The sequence below is a fragment of the Streptomyces dioscori genome, from assembly GCF_003024195.1.
GTDB lineage: Bacteria > Actinomycetota > Actinomycetes > Streptomycetales > Streptomycetaceae > Streptomyces > Streptomyces dioscori.
Map to the genome: position 1 here is coordinate 516,928 of NZ_KZ679039.1, position 14,589 is coordinate 531,516.

Annotated in this window: 11 protein-coding genes and 1 tRNA gene; 4 read left to right on the top strand and 8 right to left on the bottom strand. The window is 71.6% G+C overall.

Annotation, left to right across the window (positions count from 1 at the left end; translation table 11 throughout):
* The first annotated feature begins 112 nt into the window (after positions 1-112).
* On the top strand, positions 113-2,845 hold the full coding sequence (gene ppc, locus C6Y14_RS06985; protein WP_107015612.1) for a phosphoenolpyruvate carboxylase: 2,733 nt from the start codon (positions 113-115) through the stop codon (positions 2,843-2,845).
* A 63-nt stretch (positions 2,846-2,908) separates the two neighbouring features.
* Here the strand turns inward: ppc and C6Y14_RS06990 are convergent, their stop codons facing one another.
* From C6Y14_RS06990 to C6Y14_RS07015, 6 genes are all read right to left on the bottom strand, one after another.
* Positions 2,909-3,406: a hypothetical protein gene (locus C6Y14_RS06990; protein WP_107015613.1), complete on the bottom strand. Its 498-nt coding sequence runs from the start codon at positions 3,404-3,406 to the stop codon at positions 2,909-2,911.
* A gap of 75 nt (positions 3,407-3,481) precedes the next feature.
* Entirely contained in the window at positions 3,482-4,093 is a 612-nt protein-coding gene (pth, locus tag C6Y14_RS06995; RefSeq protein WP_107015614.1) for an aminoacyl-tRNA hydrolase, read from the bottom strand.
* 97 nt (positions 4,094-4,190) lie between these two features.
* Complete coding sequence (locus C6Y14_RS07000; protein ID WP_107015615.1) at positions 4,191-4,772, bottom strand: 50S ribosomal protein L25/general stress protein Ctc; 582 nt, start codon at positions 4,770-4,772, stop codon at positions 4,191-4,193.
* Between the two features lie 185 nt (positions 4,773-4,957).
* Positions 4,958-5,929 carry a ribose-phosphate diphosphokinase gene (locus C6Y14_RS07005; protein ID WP_107015616.1) on the bottom strand — a complete coding sequence of 324 codons (972 nt, stop codon included), beginning with the start codon at positions 5,927-5,929 and terminating at the stop codon, positions 4,958-4,960.
* A 126-nt stretch (positions 5,930-6,055) separates the two neighbouring features.
* A complete protein-coding gene (gene glmU / locus C6Y14_RS07010) occupies positions 6,056-7,540 on the bottom strand; it encodes a bifunctional UDP-N-acetylglucosamine diphosphorylase/glucosamine-1-phosphate N-acetyltransferase GlmU (RefSeq protein ID WP_107015617.1) in 1,485 nt (494 codons plus the stop codon).
* Positions 7,541-7,657: 117 nt separating this feature from the next.
* Positions 7,658-7,729, bottom strand: a tRNA-Gln gene (locus tag C6Y14_RS07015).
* Between the two features lie 259 nt (positions 7,730-7,988).
* Here C6Y14_RS07015 and C6Y14_RS07020 point away from each other — a divergent pair.
* On the top strand, positions 7,989-9,326 hold the full coding sequence (locus tag C6Y14_RS07020; protein WP_107015618.1) for a sensor histidine kinase: 1,338 nt from the start codon (positions 7,989-7,991) through the stop codon (positions 9,324-9,326).
* Between the two features lie 24 nt (positions 9,327-9,350).
* On the opposite strand, the gene C6Y14_RS07025 is transcribed toward C6Y14_RS07020, so the two are convergent.
* Positions 9,351-9,854: an SUKH-3 domain-containing protein gene (locus tag C6Y14_RS07025; RefSeq protein WP_107015619.1), complete on the bottom strand. Its 504-nt coding sequence runs from the start codon at positions 9,852-9,854 to the stop codon at positions 9,351-9,353.
* 121 nt (positions 9,855-9,975) lie between these two features.
* Positions 9,976-10,479, bottom strand: a complete 504-nt coding sequence (locus C6Y14_RS07030) for a YwqJ-related putative deaminase (RefSeq protein ID WP_107015620.1) — start codon at positions 10,477-10,479, stop codon at positions 9,976-9,978.
* A 249-nt stretch (positions 10,480-10,728) separates the two neighbouring features.
* Here C6Y14_RS07030 and C6Y14_RS07035 point away from each other — a divergent pair, with 249 nt between their 5' ends.
* Both C6Y14_RS07035 and C6Y14_RS07040 read left to right on the top strand, forming a co-directional pair.
* Positions 10,729-11,724: an SMI1/KNR4 family protein gene (locus tag C6Y14_RS07035; protein ID WP_107015621.1), complete on the top strand. Its 996-nt coding sequence runs from the start codon at positions 10,729-10,731 to the stop codon at positions 11,722-11,724.
* Positions 11,725-11,731: 7 nt separating this feature from the next.
* Entirely contained in the window at positions 11,732-14,539 is a 2,808-nt protein-coding gene (locus C6Y14_RS07040; protein WP_107015622.1) for an SUKH-4 family immunity protein, read from the top strand.
* The last annotated feature ends 50 nt before the right edge of the window (positions 14,540-14,589 follow it).

Consider the following 14,589-nt stretch of genomic DNA (forward strand, 5'->3'; position numbering starts at 1 on the left):
CGCGGTCCGCTCTGTTTCATTCCCGTATGCCCAGCCGCTGATGCGGCACGAGCCGCCCCGGGCCGACGGGTTCCCCTCCAGACGAGCTTCAACACTGCAAGGAGCCGCACCTGTGAGCAGTGCCGACGACCAGAACACGACAACGGGCAGTGAACTGCGCGCCGACATCCGCCGCCTCGGAGACCTGCTGGGCGAGACCCTCGTACGGCAGGAGGGACCCGAGCTCCTGGAGCTGGTCGAGAAGGTCCGCCGCCTCACCCGCGAGGACGGTGAAGCCGCCGCCGAGCTGCTGCGCGGCACCGAACTGGAGACCGCGGCCAAGCTGGTCCGCGCCTTCTCCACCTACTTCCACCTCGCCAACGTCACCGAGCAGGTGCACCGCGGCCGCGAGCTGCGCGCCCGGCGTGCCGCTGAGGGCGGACTGCTCGCCCGGACGGCCGACCGCCTCAAGGACGCCGACCCCGATCACCTGCGCGCCAGCGTCAAGAACCTCAACGTCCGCCCCGTCTTCACCGCGCACCCCACCGAGGCGGCCAGACGCTCGGTCCTCAACAAGCTGCGCCGCATCGCCGCCCTGCTGGAGACCCCGGTCATCGAAGCCGACCGGCGCCGCTACGACACCCGTCTGGCCGAGAACATCGACCTGGTCTGGCAGACCGACGAGCTGCGGGTCGTGCGCCCCGAACCGGCCGACGAGGCCCGCAACGCCATCTACTACCTGGACGAGCTGCACGCCGGCGCCGTCGGCGACGTCCTGGAGGACCTCACGGCCGAACTGGAGCGCGTCGGCGTCCAGCTGCCGGACGAGACCCGCCCTCTCACCTTCGGCACCTGGATCGGCGGCGACCGCGACGGCAACCCGAACGTGACCCCGCAGGTCACCTGGGACGTCCTCATCCTCCAGCACGAGCACGGCATCAACGACGCGCTGGAGCTGATCGACGAGCTGCGTCACTTCCTCTCCAACTCCATCCGGTACACCGGGGCCACCGAGGAGCTGCTCTCCTCCCTCCAGGCCGACCTGGAGCTGCTGCCGGAGATCAGCCCCCGCTACAAGCGCCTGAACGCCGAGGAGCCCTACCGGCTCAAGGCCACCTGCATCCGGCAGAAGCTGGAGAACACCAAGCTCCGCCTGGCCAAGGGCATCCCGCACGAGGACGGCCGCGACTACCTCGGCACCGCCGAGCTGCTGCGCGACCTCACGCTCATCCAGACCTCCCTGCGCGAGCACCGCGGCGCCCTGTTCGCCGACGGCCGCATGAACCGTACGATCCGCACGCTCGCCGCCTTCGGCCTGCAGCTCGCCACCATGGACGTACGGGAGCACGCGGACGCCCACCACCACGCGCTCGGGCAGCTCTTCGACCGGCTCGGTGAGGAGTCCTGGCGCTACGAGGACATGCCGCGCGAGTACCGGCACAAGCTCCTCGCCAAGGAACTGCGCTCCCGCCGGCCCCTCGGACCCACCCCGGCCCCGCTGGACGCCGCCGGAGCGAAGACCCTCGGCGTCTTCGAGACCGTCAAGAAGGCGCTCAGGGTCTTCGGGCCCGAGGTCATCGAGTCGTACATCATCTCGATGTGCCAGGGCGCCGACGACGTGTTCGCCGCCGCCGTGCTCGCCCGCGAGGCCGGGCTCCTCGACCTGCACGCCGGCTGGGCGAAGATCGGCATCGTGCCGCTCCTGGAGACGACCCAGGAGCTCAAGGCCGCCGACACCATCCTTGAGGACATGCTGTCCGACCCGTCCTACCGGCGGCTCGTGGCCCTGCGCGGCGACGTCCAGGAGGTCATGCTCGGATACTCCGACTCGTCGAAGTTCGGCGGCATCACCACGAGCCAGTGGGAGATCCACCGGGCGCAGCGGCGCCTGCGTGACGTCGCGCACCGGTACGGCGTACGGCTGCGGCTCTTCCACGGCCGTGGCGGCACCGTCGGCCGCGGCGGCGGCCCCTCGCACGACGCGATCCTCGCGCAGCCCTGGGGCACGCTGGAGGGCGAGATCAAGGTGACCGAGCAGGGCGAGGTCATCTCCGACAAGTACCTCGTGCCGTCGCTGGCCCGGGAGAACCTCGAACTGACCGTCGCGGCCACCCTCCAGGCGTCCGCGCTGCACACCTCACCGCGCCAGTCCGACGAGGCGCTCGCCCGCTGGGACGCCGCCATGGACGTCGTCTCGGAGGCCGCCGAGGCCGCCTACCGCCGGCTGGTCGAGGACCCGGACCTGCCGACGTACTTCCTCGCCTCCACGCCGGTCGACCAGCTCGCCGACCTGCATCTGGGCTCGCGGCCCTCCCGCCGCCCCGGCTCGGGCGTCTCGCTCGACGGCCTGCGCGCCATCCCGTGGGTCTTCGGCTGGACCCAGTCTCGGCAGATCGTGCCCGGCTGGTTCGGTGTCGGCGCCGGTCTCAAGGCGCTGCGCGAGGCCGGTCTCGACAGCGTCCTGGACGAGATGCACGAGCAGTGGCACTTCTTCCGCAACTTCATCTCCAACGTCGAGATGACGCTCGCCAAGACGGACCTGCGGATCGCCGGCCACTACGTCGACACGCTCGTCCCCGACGAGCTCAAGCACGTGTTCGACGTCATCCAGGCCGAGCACGAGCTGACCGTGCGGGAGGTGCTGCGGGTCACCGGTGAGGCGGAACTGCTCGACGCGCACCCGGTGCTCAAGCAGACCTTCACCATCCGCGACGCCTACCTGGACCCGATCTCGTACCTCCAGGTGGCCCTTCTCAAGCGGCAGCGCGACGCGGCCGCGGCCGGCTCCGAGCCGGACCCGCTGCTGTCCCGTGCCCTGCTCCTGACCGTCAACGGCGTGGCGGCGGGTCTGCGCAACACCGGCTGACCCGGCGGATGCACGGAAGGGGGCCGGGCGGTCGTCACGACCGCCCGGCCCCCTTCCGCGTGTCTAGAGCGCCAGGAACGCGGTCGTCACCAGCGCCAGGCCCGCGCCGCCGAGCACCCAGCCCAGCCGGGTCCTGCCCAGGCCGCCCGCCACCACCACCGAGGCGAGCAGCAGCGCGCCGCCCAGCGGCACCCAGGCGTAGAGCAGTCCGCCGGTGCCCGCGCGCACGACCTCGTCGGTGCCGGGCTTCACCACGACCGTGTACGTGCGGCCCTTCTCCACGGCCACCTCGCTGTCGAGGACGACCCGGTCCCGGGCGGTGGAACCCTCCGACACCGGCCGGTACGGGCCCGTGCAGTGGTCGTCGGCGCACTTGGTGACCGTCATCGTGCCGCGTTCACGGCCCTTGGTGAGCATCACGTGCTGGGCGGTGCCCCAGGAGGCCCAGACGCCCGCGATCAGGATCAGCACCGCGACCGTACCCATCGCCGCGAGCTGCCCCAGCCGCAGCGCCGCGGCCGCTTTCGGGCGGGAGGCGCGGGCACGGGAATGGGCGGGCATGGCGGCGATCCTTGGCCATGCCTGTGCGGTCGGTCAACTCCCGCCGGATTCAGGCGGGGGCCAAGTACCGCGATGTCATGAGTTGTACGTCGACTGAGCCCGCTCCAGACCCTCGATGACCAGAGCCTCCACCGCGTCCGCGGCCCGGTCCACGAAGTAGTCCAGTTCCTTGCGCTCCGCCGAGGAGAAGTCCTTCAGTACGAAGTCGGCGACCTGCATACGCCCCGGCGGGCGCCCGATCCCGAAACGGACCCGGTGGTACTCCGGACCCATCGCCTTCGTCATCGACTTCAGACCGTTGTGGCCGTTGTCGCCGCCGCCCAGCTTCAGCCGCAGCACGCCGTGGTCGATGTCCAGCTCGTCGTGGATTGCCACGATGTTCGCCGTCGGGACCTTGTAGAAGTCCCGCAGCCCCGTGACCGGACCGCCCGACAGGTTCATGTACGACATCGGCTTCGCCAGGATCACCCGGCGGTTCAGCGGACCCGGCGGGCCGATCCGTCCCTCGATCACCTGGGCCTGTGCCTTGCCCGCCCGCTTGAACTTGCCGCCGATCCGCCCGGCGAGGAGGTCGGCCACCATGAAGCCCACGTTGTGGCGGTTCATGGCGTACTCGGGGCCGGGGTTGCCGAGCCCCACGATCAGCCAGGGGGCGCCTGGTTCCGTGGTCACGTCCGTCACTCCCATGGGTCCTTGACCGGCGGTGCCGGTGCGGTTCGGGGGATACGCGTCGGCCGCCGCCCCCAGGGGAGCGGCGGCCGACGAACAGTGATCCGGTGCGGGATCAGGCCTCGGTGGACTCGGCGGCCGAGTCGTCGGCCTCCTCGGCCTGGGCGGCCAGGACCTGCAGCACGACCGCGTCCTCGTCGATGGCCAGCGTGGTGCCCTCGGGCAGCGGGATGTCCTTCGCGAGGATGGACGCGCCGGCCTCAAGGCCCTCGATGGAGACGGTGACCGACTCGGGGATGTGCGTGGCCTCGGCCTCGACGGTCAGCGTGCTGAGCACGTGCTCAAGGAGGAACGCGCCGGGGGCCAGGTCGCCCTCGGTGTGCACGTAGACCTCGACGTTGACCTTCTCGCCGCTCTTCACGAGGAGCAGGTCGACGTGCTCAAGGAAGCCCTTGATGGCGTCACGCTGGACGGCCTTCGGGATCGCGAGCTGGGTCTTGCCCTCGATGTCCAGGGTCAGCAGGACGTTGGCGGTACGCAGGGCGAGCTGCAGCTCGTGGCCCGGCAGCGTGATGTGGACCGGGTCGCCGCCGTGGCCGTACACGACCGCGGGAACCTTGCTCTCACGGCGGATGCGGCGCGCGGCACCCTTGCCGAACTCGGTGCGGGTCTCAGCGGCGATCTTGACCTCGGACATGGTCACTCCTCGTAGAACAGGGAAGCCAGGGAAAGGAAGTCACCCGGCCGAACCATCGGCCTGCTACGAAGAGCGCGTCGATAACGGACCGCCGCACCAAAGAGTGCGGCCTCCCTCGCCGAGCAACTGTGACAGCTTACGCGGCGGGGAGGCCGTACAAGAAATCGATCTAGAAGGGTCCTCGACTACTCGTCGAAGAGGCTCGTCACCGAACCGTCCTCGAAGACCTCGCGGACCGCGTTCGCGATGGTCGGCGCGATCGACAGGACCGTGATTTTGTCCAGCTCCAGCTCACCCGGGGTGGGCAGGGTGTCCGTGAAGACGAACTCGCTGACCTTCGAGGCCATCAGACGGTCCGCCGCCGGGCCCGACAGCACACCGTGCGTCGCCGTCACGATGACGTCCTCCGCGCCGTGCGCGAACAGGGCGTCCGCCGCTGCGCAGATCGTGCCACCGGTGTCGATCATGTCGTCGACCAGGACGCAGACGCGGCCCTCGACGTCACCCACGACCTCGTGGACGGTCACCTGGTTGGCGACGTCCTTGTCGCGGCGCTTGTGGACGATCGCCAGCGGCGCGCCGAGGCGGTCGCACCAGCGGTCGGCCACCCGCACCCGGCCGGCGTCCGGGGACACGACCGTGAGCTTCGAGCGGTCCACCTTGTGGCCCACGTAGTCCGCGAGCAGCGGCAGCGCGAACAGGTGGTCCACCGGGCCGTCGAAGAAGCCCTGGATCTGGTCGGTGTGCAGGTCGACCGTCAGGAGGCGGTCCGCACCGGCCGTCTTCATCATGTCGGCGACCAGACGTGCCGAGATCGGTTCACGCCCACGGTGCTTCTTGTCCTGGCGCGCGTAACCGTAGAACGGCATGATCACGGTGATGCTCCGGGCGGAGGCCCGCTTCAGAGCGTCGATCATGATCAGCTGTTCCATGATCCACTTGTTGATCGGCGCGGTGTGGCTCTGGATCAGGAAGCAGTCGGCGCCGCGGGCCGACTCCTCGTAGCGGACGTAGATCTCACCGTTGGCGAAATCGAAGGCCTTCGTCGGAACGACCCCGACACCCAACTGGTGGGCGACCTCCTCGGCAAGCTCGGGGTGGGCGCGGCCGGAGAAGAACATCATCTTCTTCTCGCCGGTCGTCTTGATCCCGGTCACAGCACTGTCTCCTCAGAGGTGTCTCAGCTGGATGTCGAGATGAGTCGAGTTCTCAGGTGCGGTCTCAGCTGGATGTGCGGGTGTGCGTCTATCACGGTAGCCCGAGTCAGACCCGACCTTTTCCGGTCAGCTTTCGCCGCCGGCCTCCCGGGACGACGCCTCCGCCGCCTTCGCGGCAGCGCTGCCCGGACGCTTGCGGGCCACCCAGCCCTCGATATTCCGTTGCTGGCCACGGGCCACGGCCAGCGAACCGGGCGGTACGTCCTTCGTGATCACGGAGCCGGCCGCGGTGTAGGCGCCGTCCCCGATGGTGACAGGAGCCACAAACATGTTGTCCGAACCCGTCTTGCAGTGTGAGCCGACCGTCGTGTGGTGCTTGGCCTCGCCGTCGTAGTTCACGAAGACGCTGGCGGCACCGATGTTCGAGTACTCGCCGATCGTCGCGTCACCCACGTAGGAGAGGTGCGGGATCTTCGTGCCCTCGCCGACGGTGGCGTTCTTCGTCTCCACATACGTACCCACCTTGGCCTTCAGACCGAGGCGGGTACCGGGGCGGAGATACGCGAAGGGGCCCACGTTCGCCTGGGGGCCGATCTCCGCGCCGTTCGAGACGGTGTTGTCGACGCGGGCGCCGGCGCCCACCGTGGTGTCGTTCAGGCGGGTGTTGGGGCCGACTTCGGCGCCCTCGCCCAGGTGCGTGGCGCCCTGGAGCTGCGTGCCCGGGTGCACGATCGCGTCCTGCTCGAAGGTGACGGTGACGTCGACCCACGTGGAGGCCGGGTCGACGACGGTCACGCCGGCGAGCATCGCGTCCCGCAGCAGCCGGTCGTTGAGGATGCGGCGCGCTTCCGCGAGCTGCACGCGGTTGTTGATGCCGGCGATCTCGCGGTGGTCGTCCGACACGGCGGCGCCGACGCGGTGCCCGGCCTCGCGCAGGATGCCGAGGACGTCCGTGAGGTACTCCTCGCCCTGGCTGTTGTCGGTACGGACCTTGCCGAGCGCGTCCGCGAGGAGCTGCCCGTCGAACGCGAAGACACCGGAGTTGATCTCACGGATCGCGCGCTGGGAGTCGGAGGCGTCCTTGTGCTCGACGATCGCCGTCACCGCGCCCGAGGCGCTGTCGCGGACGATCCGGCCGTAGCCGGTGGCGTCCGGCACCTCGGCGGTCAGCACGGTGACCGCGTTGCCGTCGCCGGTGTGGGTCGCGGCGAGCTTGCGGAGGGTCGCGCCGGTGAGCAGGGGGGTGTCGCCGCAGACGACCACGACGGTGCCGTCGACGACGCCGCCCAGCTCTTCGAGGCCCATCCGTACGGCGTGCCCCGTGCCGTTCTGCTCGGCCTGTACGGCGGTCCGGACGCCCGGGGCGGTCGTGGCGAGGTGGTCGGTGACCTTCTCGCGGGCGTGACCCACGACGACGACCAGGTTCTCGGGTCCCAACTCGCCCGCCGCGGCGAGCACATGGCCGACGAGGGAACGGCCGCAGAGCTCGTGCAGGACCTTGGGTGTGGCCGACTTCATACGGGTGCCCTCACCCGCTGCGAGAACGACGACGGCTGCGGGTGGGGTCTCCCCTGCTCCGGAGCCGAGAGCTTGGGGAAGGTTGGCGCTCACGGATATGCCTTTCGGCTACTGGTGTCTGGGGTGCGGACATCCGCAGGATACCGGGGCGTTTCAGGAGCGACATGAGAGCGGGCCCTGACAGTGCTGTCAGGGCCCGGGTGTCCACAGCTCCCCCGCCAGGACTTGAACCCGGACAGATGGCACCAAAAGCCACAGTGCTGCCAATTACACCACGGGGGATGGAAACCGACGTGAGCCGGACATATGGTCGGCCGTCGAGTTGGCACCCAACACTATGCCGTACCAAGGCCCTTCGATGCGACGGTACGGATCGGCGCACCGGGGGCAAGTGGATCACGGGTCCGGTCTCGAACGGCGAGCGATTCAGCAGTTCGAGGGATAACGGGCCGTTTCGCTTCTGTTCGATTACGGGGAGTGGTGTAGGCCAGTACGGGAAACTCACCGGAAAAGGGGCGGGGCGCGACCGTAGGCTGGAGTCATGACCACGACGGGGGAAGACCACACCGCGGCCTTGGCGGGGCCGTGGTGGTGGGCGAGGTGGCGCAGTGCGGTGCTCGACGGGGGACTCGCGCTGGTGTCGTCCGTGGAGTGTGCGACAGAGGGTTTTCCGTTCGCGGAGGCGGCGGGGGTGCCGGTCCCCGTGGGGATGCTGTTCGGGGCCGTCGCGGGGGCGATGCTGCTGTTCCGGCGACGGTGGCCGATCGCCGTCGTCCTGGTGTCGATCGCGATCACGCCGGCCCAGATGGGGTTCCTGATGGGGCTCGTCGGGCTGTACACGCTGGCGGCGTCCGAGTTGCCGAGGCGGATCATCGGGGCGCTGGCCGGGATGTCGATGGTGGGGATGCTCATCGTCACGTATGTGCGGGCGCACCAGGGGATGGTGCGCGGCGATGTGGCGCTGGGGGACTGGTTCGTGCCCTTCGTGTCCATCACGACCTCGCTCGGGATGACGGCACCGCCCGTACTGCTCGGGCTGTACGTGGGGGCGCGGCGGCGGCTGATGGAGAGCCTGCGGGAGCGGGCCGACTCCCTGGAGCGGGAGTTGCAGCTGCTGGCGGAGCGGGCCGAGGAGCGGGCGGAGTGGGCGCGCAACGAGGAGCGGACCCGGATCGCCCGGGAGATGCACGACGTGGTCGCGCACCGGGTGAGTCTGATGGTGGTGCACGCGGCGGCGCTGCAGGCGGTGGCCCGCAAGGATCCCGAGAAGGCCGTGAAGAACGCCTCGCTGGTGGGGGACATGGGCCGCCAGGCGCTGACCGAACTGCGCGAGATGCTGGGCGTCCTGCGGACGGGCGACGGGTCGGCGCGGGGTGCGGGATACGGCTCCGCGCCGGTGCAGGCCGTGCCGCTGGCGGCCGTGGGGGCGGCAGCCGCCGCCGCTGCCGCCGCGTCCCGGACCGCCGAGGAGGAGTCGGACGGTCCCTGTCTGGACGATCTCGACGAGCTGGTGGGGCAGTCCGCCGCCGCGGGCATGGTCGTCGACCTCTCCGTGGAGGGGGAGACGCGGGTGTACGCGGCGATGGTGGAGCAGACCGCGTACCGCGTGGTGCAGGAGGCGCTGACGAACGTCCACAAGCACGCGGCGGGCGCGAAGACCCGGGTGCGGCTGGCGCACCGGGGCGCGGAGATCGCGATGCAGGTGGAGAACGGTCCGCCGCCGGAGCCGGGGGCCGCGTCCGACGCCAGGCTGCCCAGTGGAGGGAACGGCCTGCTGGGGATGAAGGAGCGGGTCGTCGGGCTCGGCGGGGTGTTCGTGTCCGGGCCGACGGACGCGGGCGGGTTCCGGGTGTCGGCGGTCATTCCGGCCGGGGGCTGAGCCCGGACGGGCGGTGGTGCCGGTTCAGCCGGCGGTCAGGCGTACCGGTTCCCGGCCCGCGATGAGGGTGGCCAGGGCCTGGTCGATGTCGGCGCCGAGGTACCAGTCGCCCGTGTGGTCCAGGGTGTACACGCGGCCCTCCGTGTCGATGGCGAGCAGCGCTCTGCTGTCGGTCTCCTCGCCGAGGGGGGCGACCTCGGTGTCCAGGGCCCTGCCGAGGTCGGCGAGGGTGCGGGCCATGTGGAGGCCGTGCAGGGGGTCAAGGTGCAGGGGGGACGAGGCGATCTGGCGGCCCGCCTCGGCCGTGCTGACGCGCAGCCCGCCGAACTCCGCCCATGCCTCCACCGCCGCCGGGAACACGGCGTGGCGGTGCCCCGCGGGGGACTCGTGGCCGCGCAGGGCGTCGGCCCAGAACTCGGCCTGCTTTATGTCCCAGCGGCCCGGTTGCCATCCGGCGTCGCGCAGCGAGGCGTCGACCTGGACTGAGAAGCGGGTGGTCGAGGTGGCGGCGGTGCGGTCGGTGTGCATCTGCCCTTCGCGATCGGTCTGAGCCGCCGTGTGGTGGTGCGGTGTTCCGGTCGGCTGTTTCTGGTGGTGTCGGCGGCGCCTTCGTGCGGGTCGGGGGCCGCTGTCGGTGGTGGGTGCGCCGTCACTTCTCCTGGGTGGTCGGGTCGACGATGCGTACGCCGAAGTGGGCGCTGAGCGCGGTGCAGGCGCGGCAGGGCTGCGCGAAGCTGCCGTGCAGCGGGTCGCCGTCCTCGCGGATGCGGCGGGCGGTGAGTTTGGCCTGCTTGAGGGATTTTCTGGCCTCGCCGTTGGTCATGGGTTTTCGGATGGCGCGTTTGGAGCGGGCGGCGTCGGCGGTGGCGAGATGGCGGGAGATGAGGATCGCCTCGGCGCAGCGGCCGGTGAACCGGTCGCGCTGGCCGCTGGTGAGGGTGTCGAGGAAGTCCCGTACGAGGGGGTGCAGGGGTGGTGGCTGGTCGCCGCGGCCCGCGGTGCCGGTGAGGGTGGCGCCCCGTACGGAGAGGGCGGCGGCGATGGTCGGGAGTATGCCGTCGCGCCGGTGCAGCAGGACCGGCGCGGCGGGCGCCTCGCTGCTGCTCCAGCCGACCCGCGGATCCCCGGAGGTACCCATGTGTGTTGCGCTCATCGTCCTGTTTCCTCCCCTTACCGCATCCCCCGGTGCTCCGACAGAGTGCCAAACTCCGGGGCTGGTGCGGAAGCTGGGGCGGTGCGACACGCGCGGTCTTCGTCTCACCGTCACGGCTCGATGACGGCAGGTCACGGAACCGGAGGGCCCTTGGCCGGTATGGAACAGGAGGCCCGGTGACCGGTGTCGCCGCACCGCATAGGCTGTCGACATCCGCGAACCTTCATTACGCCGCAGGGGGCAACCGCCATGACGACAGGTCGGCTCGGGCAACAGGCCGCGCCGCCGAACGCGGCCTATGCCGGGCAGGTCGTGCACTTCCCGGATCCGGTGCGGGCGGCACGTCACCCGAGAGGGGTACGTGTGGACGAGGTCGGTTACCCCGACTTCTCGTTCTACGCACGTGCGGCCGCGGAGATCGCCGAACCGCCCGAGGGGTTCGGTGTCGACGAGCTGCGGCTGACCGACTACGTGTCGGCGAACGCAGCCCTGGCGGCTTCCGGCCATGATCTGTGGGACACGATCCCGGCGGTGGCGACTCCGCACGGCTGGACATGGCACCACGTGCCGCGCACGCGCCGGCTGGAGCTGGTGCCGGTCGAGGTGAAGGCGCTGCTGCGGCACCACGGCGGGCTCGCCACCGCGCTGGTCGACCAGGACAAGCGCGGCACCCGGCCGCTGCAGGAGACCCGCCCCGCGCACTTCGGGCTGCCGAAGGCGTCGGTCGCCGTGACCGAGCAGCAGGTGCAGGGCGTCGAGGAGGACCTCGGCTACCGGCTGCCCGGGGCGTACCGTTCCTTCCTGAAGGCCGCCGGCGGATGTGCGCCGGTGGGAGCCGCGCTGGACGCGGAGCTGGGGCTGCTGGTCGACCAGCCGTTCTTCACGGTGCGCGACGAGGCCGCCGTCAACGACCTCGTCTATGTCAACAAGTGCCTGCGGGACCATCTCACCAAGGACTACCTGGGAGTCGGTTTCGTGCAGGGCGGGCTGCTCGCGGTGAAGGTGAAGGGCGACCGGATCGGCTCGGTGTGGTTCTGCGCGTTCGACGACGCCCGTGACCAGGACGAGTGGCCGCCCGCGGAGCGCGTACAGCGGCTGCTGCTGCCCTGTGGTGACGACTTCGATCAGTTCCTGTCCCGGCTCGCGGGCAATCCGCCCGAGCTGGAGACGGTGGCGAACCTGATGGTGGACGGCGGTTTCGCGACGGCGGTACCGGTGTCCGCCGTCTCTTCGGTGGGGGAGTGAGCGTCCGATGGTGACCTTCGCGCAGGCGCAGGAACGCGCCGAGGAATGGATCAACGCAGACGTGCCCGGCTACCAGCACCGAGAGGTGCGGGTCCGGGAGTTCGAACTCGGCTTCGTGGTGTGGGCGGAGGACCGGGCCGAGGGCCCGCGTTCCGACGGCGGCGCCCAGCGGCTCGTCATCGCGCGCGACAGCGGGGAGGCCACCCTGTGGCCCTCGCTGCCGGTGGGCGAGGTGATCCGCCGGTACGAGGAGGAGTACGGCGTGTCGGCGGGGGTGCCCGATCCGGCGCCCGCGCCGCCCGCGCGTGTGGACCTCAACCAGACGTCGTTCCTGCTGACTCCGCCGGAGTGGCTGCAGGAGGCCGCGGACCGGATGGGAATCCCGGACCGCCGGGACGCCACGTCCGGCGGGGCCGCGGGCCGGCCGTCGGACGGCGCCGGGTCGCGGCCCGCCGCCGAGGTCAGTGACGCGGTTCCCGCCGCCCATGGCGCTTCTCCGGTCGACGCGGTTCCGCCGTCCGACGCGATTCCCGCAGCTCCTTCAGCTCCTGCCGCCCCTGCCGCTCCTGGCGGATTTGTGGGTTCGCTGCCCGAGACGCTGCCTGGGCCGCCCGCCGGTTCGCCGGAGCCCGCCGCTCCGAGCGGTGGCACGGCGTGGCCCGCCGCCGGAGGGAGCGCCTCCGGTGCTGCCCCCGTGCCCGCCGACGCGACCCCGTGGGCCGGGACCGACACCAACGCCGAGGCGGGGGACGACCGTTCCGTGCCGCTGCCGGCGACGGTGTACGCGCCGCAGATCCGCGATGTCGGACCCGGTGGTACGCCGCCCGAGGCCGAGCCCGAGGCCAGGACCAAGCTGATCTCGGGCGGCAGCCGGCTGCCGCGCACGAGTGTCTCGCCCGCCCTCGACGACCCGGCGCCGCCCGGTGCGGCGCCGGACGGGCCCTCCTCGTACGGCCATCCGCAGAACGCCGGGCCGGGTACGCCCCCTCCGGGTACGCCTCCTCCGGGCGCGCCCTCGTACGGCTACCCGCAGGGCACTCCGCAGCCGCCGCCCGCTCCGAGTGCGCCGGGCCGGCCGCTGCCGCCGGGCGCCGGTGACATCGCGGACGCGGCGACCAGCAAGGCGCAGGGCCCGCCGCGTGGCGCGCGGGGTGCGAACGCGCCCGGTACGCCGCCGCCTCCCGGGGCGCCCGGTACGCCGGGAGCGCGGCCGGGCGGTCCCGCTCCGGCGTCCGGGCCCGGTGCGCCGGGTGTGCCGGCCGGTGGATACGTACCGACGCAGTTCGTCTCGCAGCTCGGCCCGGACGGGCCGGAGGCGCCGGGTGGGCAGGCCGGTCCGGGTGGTTCCGGGGGGCCCGGGGGCCCGGGTGCTCCGCAGCCTCCGGGCGCCCCCGGTGCGCCCAACTCCCCGGGCGCTCCTGGTTCTCCCGGCGGCTCGGGTGGTTCCGGTGGTGTGCACCATGCCGCGACGGTGCTGGCCGGGCCCGCGGTCGGCGGTCCGGGTGCTCCGCAGCCTCCCGGCGCTCCGGGTGTGCCCGGTGCCCCGGGTGCCCCCGGCGCTCCGGGTGGTTCCGGCACCCCGGGTGGTACGCCGCCCGGTGGTGTGCACCATGCCGCGACCATGCTGGCCGGTCCGCCGGTCGGCGGGCCCGGTACGGCTCCGCCGCCGCCCCCCGCGCCCGGTATGCCTCCCGGCGGTCCGGGAACGCCGCCGCCCGCCCCGCACCTGGCCGGCCGGCCGCCGTTCCCGGGACAGCAGCAGCCCTTCCCGGGCCAGCCGATGCCCGGACAGCCCGGTCCCGGTCAGCAGCCCCCGGCCTACGGCTACCCGCAGCAGGGACAGCCCACGGTCGGCCCCGGCTACCAGGCGGTGCTGCGCTACCGCGCCCAGGACGGCAGCGAACAGCAGCTGATCCGGCGGTCCGCGCCCGGCACCCCGCACCCGGAATGGCAGATCCTGCACGAGCTGCGGGCGATGAACGTGCCGCCGCAGCAGGTGCTCGAACTGCACACGGAGCTTGAGTCCTGCGAACTGCCGGGCGCCTACTGCGCGCGGATGATCCGGGAGAGCTGGCCGCAGGCACGGATCACGAGCATCGCCTCGTACGGCACCGACCATGCGAGCCGTCAGCAGGGCATGGCCCAACTGCTCGCGCACCAGGGTGAGTTGCACCAAGTCGCGGACGGTCCGGCGCGGCCCGGACCGGTACGGGCGCCGTTGCCGCCGGTGCAGTCCGCGCCGCCGATCCCGCCGGAGGCCATCGGGCAGGAGCTGGCGGCGGCCTTCGGGCCCGGTCTGTTCCGGTTCGACCAGGCGGCGGTGTCCCGGCAGGGCGTACCGCCGATCGTGGCGCACACCCTGGTGGTGGCCGGGCTGCCCGTCGACATGAACCCGTTCTTCTGGGCGCAGGCCCAGCCGGGCCGTCCGGTGCCCACGCTCGCCGAACTGGCGCAGGAGCGTGGCATCCAGCCGGGCGCCGACGCGGGCTCGTACCTCGTCATGGGCAGTGACTTCGGCAAGGCGATCTGCGTCCAGTACGGGACCGCGAACATCGTGGCCGTGCCGGTGGAGGCGGGTCCCGGCGGTGCTCCCGTACCGCCGCAGTTCGTGAACACGGGGCTGCCCGAGTTCGCGCGCAGCCTCGCGCTGCTGGGCCGTATGTGGCGGCTTCGCTTCGGACTCAACCAGGAGCAGGCAGGGCGCTGGACCGTCGATTTCCAGGCGCAGTTGGCCGCGATCGACCCGGCGGCCCTCGGGTCACCGGAGAGCTGGTGGTCGGTGCTGCTGGAGCAGATGTGGGACGGCCTGCTCTGACGGACCGTCACTGAATCCGCCCCCAGCCGGGCGGCGGAATGCGCGGAGTG